14 protein-coding genes are annotated in these 18,115 nt (G+C 58.8%); 8 read left to right on the top strand and 6 right to left on the bottom strand.

Annotated elements, in window-relative coordinates; all coding sequences use genetic code 11:
- Nucleotides 1-16: 16 nt before the first annotated feature.
- Together BFC21_RS09710 and BFC21_RS09705 are read right to left on the bottom strand one after the other, a co-directional pair.
- Nucleotides 17-1,195 (bottom strand): VWA domain-containing protein, encoded by a 1,179-nt coding sequence (locus BFC21_RS09710; protein WP_088377781.1) that lies wholly within the window; start codon nt 1,193-1,195, stop codon nt 17-19.
- A gap of 21 nt (nt 1,196-1,216) precedes the next feature.
- Nucleotides 1,217-2,062, bottom strand: a complete 846-nt coding sequence (locus tag BFC21_RS09705; RefSeq protein ID WP_016781663.1) for a MoxR family ATPase — start codon at nt 2,060-2,062, stop codon at nt 1,217-1,219.
- A gap of 206 nt (nt 2,063-2,268) precedes the next feature.
- Between BFC21_RS09705 and cysK the strand changes: the two genes are divergently transcribed.
- On the top strand, nt 2,269-3,243 hold the full coding sequence (gene cysK / locus BFC21_RS09700; protein ID WP_016781662.1) for a cysteine synthase A: 975 nt from the start codon (nt 2,269-2,271) through the stop codon (nt 3,241-3,243).
- 220 nt (nt 3,244-3,463) lie between these two features.
- Nucleotides 3,464-4,402 (top strand): aspartyl/asparaginyl beta-hydroxylase domain-containing protein, encoded by a 939-nt coding sequence (locus BFC21_RS09695; RefSeq protein WP_083369574.1) that lies wholly within the window; start codon nt 3,464-3,466, stop codon nt 4,400-4,402.
- A 261-nt stretch (nt 4,403-4,663) separates the two neighbouring features.
- Here BFC21_RS09695 and BFC21_RS09690 read toward each other — a convergent pair whose 3' ends face one another.
- A complete protein-coding gene (locus BFC21_RS09690) occupies nt 4,664-5,245 on the bottom strand; it encodes a hypothetical protein (RefSeq protein ID WP_342351752.1) in 582 nt (193 codons plus the stop codon).
- A 313-nt stretch (nt 5,246-5,558) separates the two neighbouring features.
- On the opposite strand from BFC21_RS09690, the gene BFC21_RS09685 reads away from it, so the two are divergent.
- On the top strand, nt 5,559-6,422 hold the full coding sequence (locus BFC21_RS09685; protein WP_088377778.1) for a DMT family transporter: 864 nt from the start codon (nt 5,559-5,561) through the stop codon (nt 6,420-6,422).
- Between the two features lie 31 nt (nt 6,423-6,453).
- Here the strand turns inward: BFC21_RS09685 and BFC21_RS09680 are convergent, their stop codons facing one another.
- Nucleotides 6,454-7,350 carry a DMT family transporter gene (locus BFC21_RS09680; protein WP_095005590.1) on the bottom strand — a complete coding sequence of 299 codons (897 nt, stop codon included), beginning with the start codon at nt 7,348-7,350 and terminating at the stop codon, nt 6,454-6,456.
- A 143-nt stretch (nt 7,351-7,493) separates the two neighbouring features.
- Here BFC21_RS09680 and hrpA point away from each other — a divergent pair, with 143 nt between their 5' ends.
- The 4 genes from hrpA (at nt 7,494) to BFC21_RS09655 (ending at nt 13,712) form a co-directional block, all read left to right on the top strand.
- Nucleotides 7,494-11,405, top strand: coding sequence for an ATP-dependent RNA helicase HrpA (gene hrpA, locus BFC21_RS09675; RefSeq protein WP_120266709.1), 3,912 nt, complete (start codon nt 7,494-7,496; stop codon nt 11,403-11,405).
- A gap of 215 nt (nt 11,406-11,620) precedes the next feature.
- Nucleotides 11,621-12,742, top strand: coding sequence for a beta-ketoacyl-ACP synthase III (locus BFC21_RS09665; RefSeq protein ID WP_086798001.1), 1,122 nt, complete (start codon nt 11,621-11,623; stop codon nt 12,740-12,742).
- A gap of 137 nt (nt 12,743-12,879) precedes the next feature.
- Complete coding sequence (locus BFC21_RS09660; RefSeq protein ID WP_088377777.1) at nt 12,880-13,491, top strand: RNA polymerase sigma factor; 612 nt, start codon at nt 12,880-12,882, stop codon at nt 13,489-13,491.
- Nucleotides 13,485-13,712, top strand: a complete 228-nt coding sequence (locus BFC21_RS09655) for an anti-sigma factor (RefSeq protein WP_120266014.1) — start codon at nt 13,485-13,487, stop codon at nt 13,710-13,712. The genes BFC21_RS09660 and BFC21_RS09655 overlap by 7 nt, the downstream gene beginning before the upstream one ends.
- Nucleotides 13,713-13,838: 126 nt before the next feature.
- Here BFC21_RS09655 and BFC21_RS09650 read toward each other — a convergent pair whose 3' ends face one another.
- Nucleotides 13,839-15,131, bottom strand: coding sequence for a putative porin (locus BFC21_RS09650; protein WP_162939307.1), 1,293 nt, complete (start codon nt 15,129-15,131; stop codon nt 13,839-13,841).
- A 1,032-nt stretch (nt 15,132-16,163) separates the two neighbouring features.
- Here BFC21_RS09650 and BFC21_RS09645 point away from each other — a divergent pair.
- A complete protein-coding gene (locus BFC21_RS09645; protein WP_088377774.1) occupies nt 16,164-17,288 on the top strand; it encodes a GNAT family N-acetyltransferase in 1,125 nt (374 codons plus the stop codon).
- A gap of 17 nt (nt 17,289-17,305) precedes the next feature.
- Here BFC21_RS09645 and aqpZ read toward each other — a convergent pair whose 3' ends face one another.
- The gene (gene aqpZ / locus BFC21_RS09640; protein WP_095003410.1) at nt 17,306-18,007 is read right to left on the bottom strand and encodes an aquaporin Z; all 702 of its coding nucleotides are present in this window, start codon (nt 18,005-18,007) and stop codon (nt 17,306-17,308) included.
- Nucleotides 18,008-18,115 lie beyond the last annotated feature (108 nt).

Genomic DNA, 18,115 nt, shown 5'->3' with positions numbered 1-18,115 from the left:
CACTTATCGCGCTGAATTATTTGGCCAAAAACCGCATTCCTTCTTCCAGCCCGTCCAGGGTCAGGGGGTACATGCGGTCTTCGATCAGGTCACGCACGATCCCGATCGAAGCCGTGTAATGCCACGTATCCTTGGGGTACGGATTAATCCAGACCAACTTTTTGTATTTCTCCATAAAGCGCTGCATCCATTTGTAGCCCGGCTCTTCATTCCAGTGCTCGACACTGCCCCCGGCATGAGTAATCTCATAGGGCCCCATCGTCGCGTCACCGATAAAGATCACCTTGTAATCGGCACCGTACTTGTTCAGCAGGTCCTGGGTCGAGATGCGCTCCACCTGGCGCCGCTGGTTGTTCTTCCATACTGATTCGTAAATAAAATTGTGAAAGTAGTAGTACTCCAGATGCTTGAACTCGGTTCTGCACGCGGAAAACAGCTCTTCACAAATCTTGATATGGGCGTCCATCGAGCCGCCGATATCGAACAGCAACAGCAGCTTGATATTGTTGCGCCGTTCCGGGCGCATCTGGATATTCAGCAGCCCGCCATCGCGGGCGGTGTGGTCGATGGTGCCGTCGATATCCAGCTCATCCGCCGCGCCCTGGCGAGCGAATTTACGCAGGCGACGCAGCGCGACCTTGATATTGCGCGTACCCAGTTCAACCTGATCATCCAGGTTTTTGTATTCGCGTTGCTCCCACACCTTCGCCGCCTTGCCCTGGCGCGCCCCGGCATCGCCCACGCGGATGCCTTCGGGGTGATAGCCGCCCGAACCGAACGGGCTGGTGCCGCCGGTGCCGATCCATTTGTTGCCACCGGCATGGCGCTCTTTTTGCTCTTCCAGACGTTGTTTGAACGCTTCGATCAGCTTGTCCAGCCCGCCCAGGGACTGCAACTGGGCGCGGTCTTCGTCGCTCAGCGAACGTTCGAATTCCTTGCGCAGCCAGTCTTCGGGGATCAGCGCTTCAAGGTGCTCGTTGAGGTTCTGCAAGCCATTGAAATAGGCGCCAAACGCCCGGTCGAACTTGTCGAAGTGACGCTCGTCCTTCACCAGAATCGTTCGCGCCAGGAAATAAAACTCATCCATGTCGGCGAAGGTCACCCGGTTTTTCAGGGCGTTGATCAGGTCCAGCAGTTCACGCACCGAGACCGGCACCTTGGCCGCGCGCATTTCATTGAACAGATTAAGCAGCATGCTTATCGCCTTCCGGAATAATCAGCGATTGGGACGACGGCTCATAAACGCCAGGCGCTCTAGCAACTGCACATCCTGCTCGTTTTTCACCAGGGCACCCGCTAGCGGCGGGATGGCCTTGGTCGGGTCGCGTTCACGCAAAACCGCTTCGCCGATATTGTCGGCCATCAGCAGCTTGAGCCAGTCCACCAGCTCGGACGTCGAGGGTTTTTTCTTCAGCCCGGGAACCTTGCGCACGTCGAAAAACACGTCCAGGGCTTCGCTTACCAGCTCTTTCTTGATGTCGGGGAAGTGTACGTCGACGATTTTCTGCAGCGTGGTGCGGTCCGGGAAGCTGATGTAGTGGAAGAAGCAACGGCGCAGGAAGGCGTCCGGCAGCTCTTTTTCGTTATTGGAGGTAATGATGATGATTGGCCGGACCTTGGCCTTGATCGTCTCATCGGTCTCGTAAACGTAGAACTCCATCTTGTCGAGTTCTTGCAGCAGGTCGTTGGGGAATTCGATGTCGGCCTTGTCGATCTCGTCGATCAGCAAAATCACCCGCTCTTCAGCCTCGAAGGCTTCCCACAACTTGCCCTTCTTCAGGTAGTTGCGCACATCGTGAACCTTGTCGACACCCAGTTGCGAGTCACGCAGGCGGCTCACCGCGTCGTACTCGTAGAGGCCCTGGTGGGCCTTGGTGGTGGACTTGATGTGCCAGGTGATAAGCTTGCAGCCAAAGGATTCGGCCAGTTGCTCGGCAAGCATGGTTTTGCCGGTGCCGGGCTCGCCCTTGACCAGCAGCGGACGCTCCAGGGTAATGGCCGCGTTGACCGCCAGTTTCAGGTCATCGGTGGCTACATAGGCGCGTGTGCCTTCAAACTTCATCTGCAATTCCTCGAACCATGACCCGGGCCCTGCAAGGGGCAGGGCGGGAGTACTGAAAAGTATGTCCGACTATAACGCGCTGCCCGCATAACGTGAACGCAGACGCGCCATTCAGTCTCTGAATAAGGCGTCACGCCATGACTGGACGCCTGTGAGCCTGAGGCCTACCCTTGGGATCTTCCCAAAAGGTGTACAAGGACCTCGCCATGAGCCGCATTTTTGCAGACAACGCCCAATCCATCGGTAACACGCCTTTAGTACAGATCAACAGCATCGCGCCGCGTGGCGTGACGATCCTGGCCAAGATCGAAGGCCGTAACCCTGGCTACTCTGTGAAATGCCGGATTGGCGCCAACATGATCTGGGACGCCGAGAGCCGCGGCGCGCTCAAGCCGGGCATGACCATTATCGAGCCGACTTCGGGCAATACCGGCATTGGTCTGGCTTTTGTTGCGGCGGCACGCGGTTACAAGCTGATCCTGACCATGCCGTCATCGATGAGCCTTGAACGGCGCAAGGTTCTCAAGGCGCTGGGGGCCGAGCTGGTGCTGACCGAGCCGGCCAAGGGCATGAAAGGCGCGATCGACAAGGCGGCCGAGATCCTGGCCAGCGACCCGGTCAATTACTTTATGCCGCAACAGTTTGAAAACCCGGCCAACCCGGCGATCCACGAGAAAACCACCGGGCCGGAAATCTGGAACGACACCGATGGCGGCGTTGACGTGCTGGTGTGCGGTGTCGGTACTGGCGGGACCATTACCGGGGTGTCGCGATATATCAAGCAGGCCCAGGGCAAGCCGATCCTGTCGGTTGCGGTTGAGCCGATCACTTCGCCTGTGATCACCCAGGCGCTGGCCGGGGAGGAAATCAAGCCCTCACCGCACAAGATCCAGGGTATTGGCGCGGGTTTCGTGCCGAAAAACCTCGACCTGTCGATTGTCGACAAGGTGGAACTGGTCAGCGATGACGAATCCAAGGCAATGGCCCTGCGCCTGATGCATGAAGAAGGCATCCTGTGCGGGATCTCCAGTGGTGCCGCGATGGCCGCAGCGGTACGCCTGGCTGAGACCCCGGAAATGCAAGGCAAGACCATCGTCGTGATCTTCCCTGATTCGGGCGAGCGTTATCTGTCGAGTTTCCTGTTCAGCGATCTGTTCAGCGAGGTGGAACTGCACCAGTAACTCGCTGCGGGAGCCGGGCTGCCGGCTCCCGTCGGGCTTGTGCAACTGACTCAAATCAAGCGGCTACTGCCCTTGTTTCTGCATAATCAGCCCGTTGTTACATCAGGCTTAATACTGATTGTTGGAATACGCGGGTTTTGTCCTGCGCCGGTAGTGTTTATCATGGCCGGCTGCCACGTCGGGCTATTGGTGCCGCACGGTATTTTCGAGGAGTTGTTGCATGACCTTATCCTTCGCCATCAAGGCAGGGCTCATACTGCTGTTTGTCGGCAGCATCCTTTACGTGCACTTGCGTGGCAAGGCGCGGTTGCCGGTGTTGCGCCAGTTCGTCAACCACTCCGCGTTCTTTGCGCCCTACAACGCCTTGATGTACCTGTTTTCCGGTGTACCGTCCAAGCCGTATCTGGACCGCAGCAAATTCCCCGAGCTGGATGTGCTCAAGGACAACTGGCAAGCGATCCGCGAAGAAGCCATGCATTTGTTCGACGAGGGCTATATTCGCGCCGCAGAAAAGAACAACGACGCCGGTTTCGGTTCGTTCTTCAAAAAGGGCTGGAAGCGTTTTTACCTCAAGTGGTACGACAAGGCGCTGCCCTCGGCCGAATTGCTGTGCCCCAAGACCGTTGAGCTGGTCAACAGCATCCCCAACGTCAAGGGTGCGATGTTTGCCCTGTTGCCGGGCGGTAGCCACCTCAACCCGCACCGCGACCCGTTTGCCGGTTCGCTGCGTTATCACCTCGGCCTGTCTACCCCCAACTCCGATGCTTGCCGGATCTTCGTCGATGGTGAGGAATACGCCTGGCGTGATGGTGAAGACGTGATGTTCGACGAGACCTACGTTCACTGGGTCAAGAACGAAACCGACATCACCCGCGTGATCCTGTTCTGCGATATCGAGCGGCCGCTGACCAGCCCGCTGATGACCCGCATCAACCGTTGGGTCAGCGCGCAACTGGGCAAGGCCACTGCGCCGCAGAACCTGGACGACGAACGCGTAGGCGGGATCAACAAGGCCTATGCCTGGAGCAAAAGCTTCAGCGACCGTTTCAGTGGTGTGGTCAAGCAATGGAAGCGGCGCAATCCCAAGCTGTACCGCATCGCCCGGCCGATATTGGCGGTGCTGGTGCTGATACTGTTGTGGCGCTGGTTGTTCGGCTGATTGCAACAGATACAAAAAACCGCTCTGTCTTGAGCGGTTTTTTTTTGAGTTTTTTAATCAGTTACCCGCTAAAACCCCAGCGGGCTCAACAGCTTTGCTGCCACTGAGTGCAACGTTCAAAAAGCGTTGCTGAGAGGCCGAAACAGGCGAGCACAGAGGCTTGCTTTCGCTGTTGGGCTTGGCGCTGGAGGGGGCAGGTGTGGTGATCATATTCGGCATTTTGCCACCATTTTGGGTGTTTATTGTACAGTTGAGCTGATGCTAGCTTTTCTTCAAAGCGATAACAAGGCGGCCAAACGCATCAAAATGAAACCCGAGCTCCTGGTAGATCTTCATGGCTCCCGGAGCCGGCTCCTGAATTTCCAGCCACTGGCTCCCCACCTGGCGCGCGTATTGTTCGACAGCAAACACGGCTAGGGCGGCTATGCGGTTTTTCAAAGGGTGCCGGCTGTCAGGTTTGCCTTCGAGCCTGACAATCCTGGTGCGCAAGCGGCTCTGGTTGGGATTGGCGAAACACAGCCCACAGAGCTGCGGGCCGCACCAGATGGACACGTCAAATGACCAAGGCTCTTTGGCCTTCCATTTGGGGACTTCTTCCCATGAAAAATGAACGTCATCTCCCCAATCATTCAGTGCTTCAAGGGCTTGGCTATCAATGGGCTTGAATGCTACCGGGATTAGCAGTGCATTGGCCAATACTGAGCTGGCAGATGCTCTGGCACGAGATTTCAGCAGTTGGTGTTTGAGCCCGATTCTGGGTTTTGGCATAGCGTTGACTAAGTGGATATGAAGCCACTGTTGTACTCGACTGCAGCGTGTTTTTAATCCGTTGAGTCGTTGCATTTAATGTCGGGCGCTGGTTATAGTCGGTGCTCGACATATCCTCTTAAAAAGATCCGCCCATGCCGCTTTCCTTCCCTCATAGCGTCGTCGTTTCAGCAGTCACTGCTGACGTGGTGCCGTGCGGGGGCAAACAGCCTGCGCAGATCAGTCACTATCCTCCTCCTGTCAGCTGCACCGTGGTGTACGTCGTCGTATCGCCACCGGGTGTTGTGGCGGGCTGAGCCGATCGTTCGGCTGCCCGTACCCGTCTAAAAAACCATTGAACTTCAGCTTCGGCTGAGTCGGCTTTTTTGCCTGATGACAGGTGCTCTTCATGTTTTCGATCTCTAAAGAATCCGCGCTGGCGGCTGCTTCCACCTGCCTGTTCGTGCTGCTGTGGAGCAGCGGCGCGATTTTCTCCAAGTGGGGGTTGGCGCACGCGTCGCCGTTTGCTTTTTTGTTGATGCGCTTTGCCATCGCCTTTATGGCATTGCTGTTGATCATCCCATTGATGAAATTTCAGATGCCGCGTGGCTCCACGGCCGTCGGTTATGCGCTGGCCACCGGGGTAGTGCTGCTGGGGGCGTATCAGATTTTTTATCTGCTGGCGCTGGACCTGAAAGTGACGCCCGGGGTCATGGCCACAGTGATGGGTGTGCAACCGATCCTCACGGCCGTGATCATGGAGCGCCGGCACTCCTTCAGCCGTTCCCTGGGGTTGTTGCTGGGGCTCGCCGGGCTGGTTCTGGTGGTGTACCAGGGCATCGGCCTGGCGGGCCTGTCATGGGCCGGCATGTTGTATGCCTTACTGGCTCTGGCCAGCATGACGGCAGGCACCCTGATGCAAAAACGCATTACCCATAACCCGCTGGGCACGCTGCCCTTGCAGTACCTCGCCGGTTTGCTGGTGTGTGCGGTGTTTGTACCGTTTCAGCCGTTTCATTTTGAACACAGTGCAGGTTTTGTCGTGCCGGTGTTGTGGATGGGTTTGGTGGTGTCGGTGCTGGCAACCCTGTTGCTGTACCGGATGATCGCCAGGGGTAATCTGGTCAACGTCACCAGCCTGTTTTACCTGGTGCCTGCGGTGACTGCGGTCATGGATTACCTGATTTTCGGCAACAAACTGGCAGCCTTGAGTGTGCTCGGGATGGCCATGATCATCATTGGTCTGATGTTTGTATTCCGTAAGACCCGTTGAGCCAAAACCCCGCTCCCACAACGCCATGTGCTTATCTGGACGCTGCCATCGCCCCGGGCTTGAGCACCAGCCACAGTGCCACGGCGATCAGCAGCCCGCCGTACACATGCGCCATCGACAGCGGCTCGCCCAGAAACAGCGCGCCCCATAGCACGCCAAATGGCGGGATCATAAAGGTCACGGTCATGGATTTGACCGGGCCAATGCTGGTCAACAAACGGAAATACAGGATGTAGGCAAATGCCGTACACACCAGGCCCAGGCCCAGCAAAGACAGCCACACACTCATGCCGCCCCAACTGGCTGGCGGTTGATTGATCACGCTCAGCCCGAACAGCGGTAACAGGAACAGGGTGGCCCCGAGCATGCTGCCCAATGCCGAAAGCCGTGGGTCAAGGCCGCCTTGCTGATCCAGCCAGCGGCGCGCCAAAAAGCCGGCAAAGCCATAAAAGGTGGTGGCCAGCAAGCAGGCGAGGGCACCCATCAGCAAGTCCAGATTGAAGGCGACCGGCCCGGCACGGGTCAAAATACCGACACCAAGCAGCCCGAGAAACACCCCGGCCATTTTCGTCAGGGTCAGTTTTTCGCTGAAAAACAGCCCGCCAATCAATACGCCCATCAGCGGCGTGGTCGCGTTGAAAATTGACGAATACCCGGCAGGCAACACCTGTGCTGCCACCGAATATAGGGTGGCCGGCACCCCGGAGTTGATAACCCCCAAGATCAAAATCACCTTGAGCTTGCCGCCGAAATCCCAGCGCACGCGCATCAAGGCCAAAATCACCACCAGGCCGGTGGCGGCGATGGAAACCCGAAAAAATGCCGTCGGAATGGTCCCGAGTACCGGTGCAATGATCCGCATAAATAGAAAGCTGGCGCCCCATATACCTGCCAACGACAGCATGCGCACCAAATCGACAAGTCTCACGGGATTTTCCTTACAAGGTTTGAACCGCGCAGTGTAGGGGATGCTGCGGACAAGACAACGCGCTAATTCCTACAGATTCGTGCATGAGCGCTCAAATCTGCGACAATCCGCCCCCTGCATTTATGAAGAATTCTGCGCACCTGATGACTGACGAATCGCCTGCTATCGACCAGCTGTTGAAAAACCTCGATCAAGCCATGATCGCCGACCGCCACAAGCTGCGTCGGCAGTTGCATGAGCTGCGCAAAAAGCCCGACGACGCCAAGCTGGCTGCCTGGGCCGAGCGGGTGCAGGCGTCCTGCGCGCAGGTGACCGCGCGGGCGGCCAGCGTGCCGCTGATTCGCTATGACGAAAATCTGCCGATTGCCGCCAAGCGTGACGAGATCAAGGCGGCGCTGCTCAAGCATCAGGTGCTGATCCTGGCGGGTGAAACCGGCTCGGGTAAAACCACCCAGTTGCCGAAGATCTGCCTGGAAATCGGCCGTGGGCAGCACGGCCTGATCGGTCATACCCAGCCGCGCCGTATCGCGGCGCGCAGTGTGGCCAGCCGGGTGGCCGAAGAGCTGGGTACACCGTTGGGCGCGCTGGTCGGCTATCAGGTGCGGTTCGAGGATCAGAGCGATTCCAATACCCTGATCAAGCTGATGACTGACGGTATCTTGCTGGCTGAAACCCAGCACGATCGCTATCTCGAACGCTATGACACGATCATCGTCGACGAAGCCCACGAACGCAGCCTGAACATCGACTTTCTGCTCGGTTACCTGAAGATCCTGTTGCCGCGCCGCCCTGACCTTAAAGTCATCATCACCTCGGCGACCATCGATCTGGAGCGGTTTTCCAAACACTTCAATGACGCGCCCATTGTCGAAGTGTCGGGCCGTACCTTTCCGGTCGAGACCTGGTATCGCCCGTTGACCTCCGAGCAGGACGAAGAGGGCAACAACGTTGAAGACGACCTGAGCGTTGACCAGGCCATCATCGCCACTCTGGACGAGATTGCAGCGTTCGAGCGCAGTGAGCGTAAAAGCCCCGGCGACGTGCTGGTGTTTCTGCCTGGCGAGCGCGAAATCCGCGATGCCGCCGACATGCTGCGCAAGGCGCAGCTCAAGCACACCGAAATCCTGCCGTTGTATGCGCGGTTGTCGCCTGCCGAGCAGCAGCGGATTTTCCAGTCGCACCCGGGCCGCCGTGTGGTGCTGGCCACCAACGTGGCGGAAACGTCGCTGACCGTGCCGGGCATCCGTTATGTGATCGACAGCGGCACTGCGCGCATCAGTCGATACAGCTATAAGGCCAAGGTTCAGCGTTTGCCCATCGAGGCCATTTCCCAGGCCAGCGCCAACCAGCGCAAGGGCCGCTGCGGGCGGGTCGAGCCGGGTATTTGCGTGCGCCTGTATGCCGAGGAGGACTTTAACGGTCGTCCGGAGTTTACCGATCCCGAGATTTTGCGTACCAACCTTGCGGCTGTAATCCTGCAGATGCTGCACCTGCGTCTGGGCGAAATCACCGCATTCCCGTTTATTGAGCCACCTGACGGCAAGGCGATTACCGACGGGTTCAACCTGCTGCAAGAATTGTCTGCGGTTAACCGCGAGAATCAGCTTACGCCGCTGGGCCGCCAGCTGGCGCGTTTGCCGGTGGACCCGCGCATGGGCCGCATGCTGCTCGAAGCTGCCAAGCTCGGCAGCTTGCAGGAAGTATTGATCGTCGCCAGTGCGATGTCGGTGCAAGACCCCCGTGAACGTCCACCGGAACGTCAACAAGCCGCGGATCAGGCCCACGCACAATGGAAAGATGTCGACTCCGACTTCGCCGGTTTGATTAACGTCTGGCGCGGTTTTGAAGAGCAACGCCAGGCGCTGACGGCCAGCCCCCTACGCAACTGGTGCCGCAAGAACTTCCTCAACTACCTGCGATTGCGCGAGTGGCGTGATTCCCACCGCCAATTGAGCCTGATCTGTCGCGATATGCAGCTCACGGTCAATCAGGAACCGGCCGACTACCCGAAACTGCACAAGGCGGTGTTGTCCGGCTTGCTGAGCCAGATCGGCCAGAAAACCGAGGACGGCGACTACCTGGGAGCCCGTCAACGGCGGTTCTGGATTCACCCCTCCTCAGGCTTGGGCAAAAAGCGCCCGCAATGGCTGATGACCGCCGAACTGGTAGAAACCACCAAGCTGTATGCGCGCATGGTGGCCAAGATCGAGCCGGACTGGATCGAGCCGCTGGCCGGGCATCTGGTGAAAAAGAACTACTTCGAGCCCCATTGGGAGAAGAAGCGCGGGCAGGTGGTGGCCTACGAGCAAATCACCCTGTTCGGCCTGATTGTGGTCGGGCGCCGTGCCGTGCATTACGGGCCGATTGACCCGGTGCTGTCGCGTGAGCTGTTTATTCGTGAAGGGCTGGTGCGTGGCGAAATTCAGTCGCGGGCCAAGTGCCTGACGGCCAATGCGCAGTTGCTGGAACAACTCGACGAGCTGGAGGCCAAGGCCCGGCGCCGTGACATCCTGGCCGATGAAGAAACCCTCTACGCCTTTTACGACGCCCGCCTGCCGGCCGAGATTCATCAAACCGCGACCTTTGACAGTTGGTACCGGGTCAACAGCCAGAAAGATCCGCAATTGCTGATCATGCGCGAAGAAGATGTGCTGGCGCGCGAAGCCACTGAAATCACCGCCCGGCATTATCCTGACACGCTGCACCTGGGGGATTTGACCCTGGAGCTGAGCTATCACTTTGAACCCAACCACCCGCGTGATGGCGTGACGGTCAAAGTGCCTGCGCCGCTACTGCCAGTCTTGCCACCCGAGCGCCTGGAATGGCTGGTGCCCGGCATGATCGAAGCCAAGTGCATTGCCCTGGTGCGCAGCCTGCCCAAGGCGTTGCGCAAAAACTTCGTACCGGTGCCGGACTTCATCAAGGCCGCGTTGCAGCGCATGGAGTTTGCTCAAGGTTCGTTACCACAGGCTCTGGGCCGCGAATTGTTGCGCATGACCGGCGCTCGCGTCAGTGATGAGGCCTGGGCAGAAGCGGCGCAGCAAGTTGAAAACCACCTGAAGATGAATATCGAAGTGGTCGACGCTGACGGCAAGTTCCTCGGCGAGGGCCGCGATCTGGCCGAGCTGATGGCGCGCTTTGCCCAGGCCAGCCAGGCCGCGTTGGCAGTGCCGCAAACCGCGAAAAGCCAGCAGCCGGTCGAAGCCAAGGTGTTCGCCCCTGTTGCCGAAAAAACCCAGCAAAAGATTGCCGGTCTGTCGATGACGGTGTACCCGGCGCTGGTGGAAGAGGGCAATACGGTCAAGGAGGGGCGTTTTTCGACCCCGGCCGAGGCCGAGTACCAGCATCGCCGTGCGTTGCAGCGCTTGCTGATGCAGCAATTGGCGGAACCGGCCAAATTCCTGCGTGGCAAGTTGCCGGGGCTTACCGAACTGGGCTTGTTGTACCGCGAGCTGGGTCGGGTCGAAAGCCTGGTGGAAGACATTCTGCTGGCCAGCCTGGACAGTTGCATTCTGGAAGGTGAAGCGGTGTTGCCCCGTGATGGCGCCGGGCTGGCCTCGCTGGCCGAGCGCAAACGCGGGGCCTGGACAGAGCACGCAGAAAAGCTGGCCAGATTGACCCTGGAAATCCTCAAACTCTGGCATGGCCTGCAAAAACGCTTCAAGGGCAAGATCGATCTGGCTCAGGCGGTGGCCCTGAACGACATCAAGCAGCAATTGAGCCATCTGGTGTACCCGGGGTTTGTTCGCGAAACTCCTGCGCAATGGCTTAAAGAGCTGCCGCGTTATCTCAAGGCCATCGAAATGCGCCTTGAAAAACTGCCGGGCCAGGTGCAGAAAGACCGGGTCTGGAGTGGGGAACTGAGCGGGCTTTGGGCGCAGTATCAGGCCCGTGCCAGCAAGCATGCCCAGGAAGGCAAGCGTGACCCGCAGCTGGAGCTGTACCGCTGGTGGCTGGAAGAATACCGGGTGTCACTATTTGGCCAGCAACTGGGTACCAAGGTACCGATTTCGGACAAGCGCCTCAGCAAACAGTGGAGTCTGGTGGACGCCTGACCCTGAGGTTCAGTGGGAGCGGGCTTGCTCGCGATGGAAGCGGCGCGGTTTACCTGATACACCGCATCGATCCAATCGCGAGCAAGCCCGCTCCCAAGGGGATCACTGTAAAATCCGTAAATAACGCCAAATGCTGGCATTTATGGCAAACTTCGCGGCTATCAGTACCTGAAACGATTTCAATATCTTCTGCTGAACAGAATAGAGGAACGACCGTGCATAACGTCGTCATCAGCGGCACCGGCCTGTACACCCCGGCCAACAGCATCTCCAACGAAGAGCTGGTGCAGTCTTTCAATACCTATGTGCAACAATTCAATGCCGACAACGCGGCGGCTATCGAGGCCGGTGACATCCAGCCCCTGGCCGAGTCGAGCGCGGCCTTTATCGAAAAGGCATCGGGCATCAAAAGCCGCTTTGTGATGGACAAGGACGGCATCCTTGACCCGCAACGCATGCGCCCGCATTTGCCTGAACGTAGCAACGACGAAATGTCGGTGCTTTGCGAAATGGCCGTCGGTGCTGCCAAACAGGCGTTGGAGCGTGCAGGCAAGACCGCCGCCGATATCGACGGCGTGATTGTGGCGTGCTCCAACCTGCAACGTCCGTACCCGGCCATTGCCATCGAAGTGCAACATGCGCTGGGTATCCAGGGTTTTGGTTTTGACATGAACGTGGCCTGTTCCTCGGCGACGTTCGGTATTCAGACCGCCAGCAACAGCGTCCAGTTGGGCCAGGCCCGTGCGGTGCTGCTGATCAGCCCTGAAGTGTGCACCGGCCACCTGAATTTCCGTGACCGTGACAGCCACTTTATCTTTGGTGATGCAGCGACCGCAGTGGTGGTCGAGCGGGCTGATCTGGCAACCTCCGAGCACCAGTTCGATATCGTCAGCACCAAGCTGCTGACCACCTACTCGAACAATATCCGCAACAACTTCGGCTTCCTTAACCGTGCTTCGGATGAGCCTGCTGACAGCCCGGACAAACTGTTCGTACAAGAAGGGCGCAAGGTGTTCCGTGACGTATGCCCGATGGTAGCCGAGCTGATCGGTCAGCATCTGCAGGAAAACCAGGTGGACGTGGCGGATGTGAAACGCTTCTGGCTGCACCAGGCCAACCTGAGCATGAACCACCTGATCGTGCGCAAGCTGTTGGGCCGCGAAGCCTCGGTGGAAGAAGCGCCGGTGATTCTCGACACCTACGCCAACACCAGCTCGGCCGGTTCGGTGATTGCCTTTCACAAGTACCAGGACGACTTGCCAAGCGGTGCGCTGGCCGTGCTCAGCTCGTTCGGTGCGGGTTATTCGATTGGCAGCGTGATCCTGCGTAAACGCTAAGGTCACAGCTGGCTGGTGGTGGGAGCGGGCTTGCTCGCGATACAGGCCGCGCGGTCTGACAGGCAAACCGCGTTGATGGCATCGCGAGCAAGCCCGCTCCCACACAGCAACATCACTTTCCGGTTGCGGAGACCTGCATGGCAACTGCTGACGACGGTGATCTGCTCAAGCGTCTGCTGAGCGGAGAGCAACAGGCCTTTCGCGAACTGGTCATGGCCTATCAAAGTGCCATGCGTGCCGTGGCTTATGCGATCGTCGGCAGTCGCCATGCCGACGAAGTGGTGCAGGACGCATGGCTGTCTGTGGTGCGCAATCTGGCCGGGTTTGAGGGCCGTTCGAGCCTGAAAACCTGGTTGCTGACCATCACGGCCAACGCGGCCAAGAATCGCTACAAGCAAAATCGCCGGGAAGTGCTGCTCGACGATTTGCCTTCGCCCCACGGCACCATTGGCGATGATCGTTTCTCCAGCGATGGCCACTGGTTGCTGGCGCCCCTTGCCTGGCATCAGGACAGCCCCGAAGCCTTGCTCACCGAAGACGAATTGCGCGAATGCCTCGAACGAACGCTCATCAGCCTGCCGCAATTGCAGAGCAGCGTGCTGGTGTTGCGCGAGCGTCAGGGGCTGGAGCTTGAAGAGATTTGTAATCTTCTTGAACTGTCGCTCTCTAATGTCCGGGTGTTGATACACCGCGCCCGACTTAAAGTCTTCGCGACCGTGGAGCATTTCGAGGAGACCGGCGAATGTTGAGTTGCAAGCAACAAGTGGCGCGTTCAAGCGATTTTCTGGATGGTCAGCTGAGTTTTCGTCAGCGCTTGTTGGTGCGCCATCATTTGCTGTTTTGTCCGAACTGCCGACGTTTTATCAAGCAAATGCGTTTGCTGAGCGCCACGTTGAAAAAGCTGCCCGAAGCGCTGCCGGAAGATCTGGAGCAAACGGTTGAGCGGATGATGCGCGAGCAATTGCGTTAAAGGCGGGGGGCATGAGCGAAGGTGTCGTCGGTGGATGTGAGGGGGGCCGACGCCACCTTCGCTCTGCTTTTGAGGCACAACACGCTGAATGGCTCCAGCGCGTTGTCTGTTGCGTGAAACCCTGTTTTAGAACTTGGCTTCCAGGTCCAGCTGCAAGGTGTTGGCCTTGGCATCTTTCTGGGTGGACGTTGCGTAGTCCGCCTTGGTCAGGAAGTACGTCACGCCGACACCGAAGTTCTTGTCGATTTCGTAACCCACTTTGAACTTGTGACCGCGAGAACCGGTAGTACCGTTGGCGAAGTCAGAGTCGGTGAACGCGCCGACCACGGCGTTACGCTGAATATCGCGGTAGTTGTAGTCCAGGCTGAAGGCGTTGAGCTTGGATTTGAAACCCACCAGCCAGGCATCGTCCTGATCGCTGTCGGTGGCCGCGTTGTGCACGTATTGGCCGTACAGCGAGAGTGGCAGCGGCAGGTTGGCGATATCGACCTGGCCGAAGCCTTCGTACAGGCGGAACTCGTCGGTGCTGTTGCCGTTGACGGCGAGCGCGCAAGGAGTGGTCTTGGTCCCGGTAGTCGGGCACTTGCTGTCCTTGTCGTTGTTGTAGCTGTAGACGCTACCGCCCAACGTCACTTTCAGGCTGTCGGTCGGTGCGAAACGTGCACCCAACTGGCCGGCATACAGGCTCAGGTCGTGCTTGAATTGCACGCCTTCACCGTCAACGTTGTCCTTGAGGGTGTAGTAACCGGCGCTACCGAACATCTCGACGCCGCTGTTGCCCAGGTTGTGTTTGTAAGTGGCGGCCAGACCTTCCGGGTTGATATCGCTATCCCAGATCACATCACCCATGTTGACCCACGGCTGTGGCATCTTGCCGGCAATCAGGTGCAGGTCCTTGACGGCGGTCGGGTGGTAGTCGATGAAGGCCATGTCCAGCCAGAGCTGCTTCTTGTCGAAGTAGTTGTCCAGATCCTGGTTAGTGGAGCGTGCATCATCGCCGCCGCCGGTGGCGATACGGATACCGGTGTTCACCTGCGGGTTGATTTCGGTGTAGGCGCCCAGGCGGGCACGAATACGCTGACGGTCCTTGTTCTTGCCGTCGGATTCGCCGTCGATCTTGACGGTTTCCTGACGAACCCGGACATCGCCCTTGAGTTCGGTTTTGGCAGCCCAGGCGACTTTCTGTTCGAAGGCACTGAGATCGGATTTCTTCACCTGGTCGGCGGCAGCTTCTTGCTTGGCTTGATTCTCACTGGCGAGTTCGGTTTGCAGCTCGGAATATTGTGCAGGCGAAATGGAGCCGTTGGCTTTAAGCATTTCGAGCAGTTTGGCATCGACCGCAGCGCTGGCCGGAACGCTCATGGCCAATACCAGGCCACCACACAGTCCCGCAGCAACCCGTGTAGATACAAGACGCATTATGAATCTCCCAGTGCTGAGGTGGCCCTAGCCACCCCAAGAAAAATCGGCCCTTTACGGGCTCACGTTAACGAGGTTTGGTGTGTCGTGAGCGTGTTGGCAAACAGGTCGCTCATAACCCCGTGTTCTAAGAAGCGGCGTCAGTATCGCGGGTGGATATGACAGAAAAGTGGCAGAGTGATAGCAAGTCTGTGACAGCGTGCGGCGTCGCTTAATGTGGGAGCTGGCCATGCCTGACCTGTGGGAGCCGGCTTGCCTGCGATGCGGACGGTGCGGTCTGACAGGTGCATCACGGCGATGCCATCGCGAGCAAGCCCGCTCCCACAAAGGGTCCTGGCAAGCCGTGGATTCAGTTGGCCATGCCTGACCTGTGGGAGCTGGCTTGCCTGCGATGCGGACGGCGCGGTCTGGCAGGTACACCACGGCGATGCCCTCGCGAGCAAGCCCGCTCCCACAAAGGGTCCTGGCCAGCCGTGGATTCAGTTGGCCATGCCTGACCTGTGGGAGCTGGCTTGCCTGCGATGCGGACGGTGCGGTCTGGCAGGTGCACCGCAGCGATGCCATCGCGAGCAAGCCCGCTCCCACAAAGGGTCCTGGCAAGCCGTGGATTCAGTTGGCCATGCATGACCTGTGGGAGCTGGCTTGCCTGCGATGCGGACGGCGCGGTCTGGCAGGTACACCGCAGCGATGCCATCGCGAGCAAGCCCGCTCCCACAAAGGGTCCTGGCCAGCCGTGGATTCAGTTGGCCATGCCTGACCTGTGGGAGCTGGCTTGCCTGCGATGCGGACGGCGCGGTCTGGCAGGTACATCACGGCGATGCCATCGCGAGCAAGCCCGCTCCCACAAAGGGTCCTGGCCAGCCGTGGATTCAGTTGGCCATGCATGACCTGTGGGAGCTGGCTTGCCTGCGATGCAGGCGACGCGGTCTGGCAGGTACACCACGGCGATGCCATCGCGAGCAAGCCCGCTCCCACACCAGATATTCGGGAGTGCTACCATCGGCGCTCTACGCCGTGCCTTGAGGACTATTAATGCCGCTGCAACGACTCGACAGCCTGTCCGCTATCCCTGCCCAAGAATGGGATGCGCTGGTGCCGGTGACCCAGCCTTTTTTACGGCATGCCTTTCTCAGTGCCCTGGAAGACAGCGCCAGCCTGGGTCCGCATTCCGGCTGGCAGCCCGAGCATTTGCTGCATTACGAAAATGGGCAGTTGCAAGCAGCGCTGCCCAGTTATCGCAAATGGCATTCCTACGGCGAATATGTGTTCGATCACGAGTGGGCGCAGGCCTGCGAGCGGGCAGGCATCGAGTACTATCCCAAGCTGCTCACGGCAGTACCGTTCAGCCCGGTCAGCGGCCCGCGGCTGTTGGCCGTCCGTGCCGAGGACGGGCTTGAGCTGCTGGCAGCCTTGCCCGGTTATCTGCAGATCGAAGGGCTGTCCAGCGCTCATATCAACTTCACTGACCCGCTGGCCGATGCAGCGCTGGCGCAACAACCCGGCTGGATGCAACGGCTTGGCTGCCAGTTTCACTGGCAGAACCGCGAGTACCGGGATTTTCAGGACTTCCTCGATGCCTTGAGTTCACGCAAGCGCAAACAGATGCGCAAGGAGCGCGAGCAAGTGGCGGGGCAGGGGTTTGAGTTTGAATGGCTGGAAGGCCAGCAAGTCAGCGAGGCGCAATGGGATTTTGTTTACGCCTGCTATGCCAATACCTACGCTGTGCGTCGGCAAACGCCGTATCTGACGCGAGATTTTTTCAGCCTGCTGGCCGAGCGCATGCCGGAATCAATTCGCGTCGTGCTGGCCAAACAAGGGGCGACCCCGGTTGCGATGGCCTTCAGCCTGATCGGTGGCGACAGTTTCTATGGTCGCTACTGGGGATGCCTTGGCGAGTTTGACCGCCTGCATTTCGAGACGTGCTTCTACCAGGGCATGGATTACGCCATCGCCCACGGCATCCGGCGTTTTGATGCAGGAGCCCAAGGCGAGCACAAGTTGATCCGCGGTTTTGAGCCGGTGATCACCCATTCATGGCATTACCTGCGCCATCAGGGACTGAAGGCCGCCGTAAGCGACTTTTTGCAGCGCGAGCGAGTCGGGGTGCTGGCGTATGCCGAAGAGGCGAGGTCGGCGCTGCCTTATCGGCAGGCCTGACCTTTACGTCCGGCTATTTAGCTGCCTTCCTTGCCCAGCCAGCGATAGACCACGGCACCAATGGCCGCGCCCACCATCGGCGCCAACCAGAACATCCACAACTGCTGAAGTGCCCAGCCCCCCACGATCAGCGCCGGGCCTGTGCTGCGCGCCGGGTTGACCGAGGTGTTGGTCACCGGGATCGAGATCAGGTGGATTAATGTCAGCGCCAGGCCGATGGCCAGCGGTGCCAGGCCCGCAGGTGCCCGTTTGTCGGTGGCGCCCATGATGATCAGGATAAACATGGCGCTCATGGTGATTTCACAGATGAGCCCTGAAACCATCGAATACCCGCCGGGGGAGTGCGCGCCATAACCATTGGCGGCCAGTCCGCTGGCGGCCAGGTCAAAGCCGGGTTTGCCGCTGGCAATCAGGTACAGCAGCCCGGCGGCAATCACGCCGCCCAAAACCTGGGCAACGATGTACGCAGGCAGTTCTTTTGCAGGAAATCGCCCTCCGACCCACAAGCCAAAGGATACGGCAGGGTTGAGATGGCAGCCGCTGATATGGCCGATGGCGAATGCCATTGTCACTACGGTAAGGCCAAAAGCCAGCGCTACCCCCAGCAGGCCGATACCAACATCAGGAAACGCTGCTGCGAGCACAGCACTGCCACAACCGCCAAGCACCAGCCAGAAGGTGCCTAGCAACTCAGTAACGGAGCGTTTGAACAAGTTCATCACAGGGTCCCGGATAGATAAATCTATCGAGCAATTGAAGCTGCGTCGCCTCCTGCGGTTGACTGCAGGATTCTCCCGAACCCTGCATTCAGTACAGCACTTGCCGGT

The sequence above is a fragment of the Pseudomonas sp. TMW 2.1634 genome, assembly GCF_001703595.1.
GTDB classification, from domain to species: domain Bacteria; phylum Pseudomonadota; class Gammaproteobacteria; order Pseudomonadales; family Pseudomonadaceae; genus Aquipseudomonas; species Aquipseudomonas fragi.
Note: the sequence above shows the minus strand (reverse complement) of the source record. Positions and strands in the feature narration are given on the sequence as shown.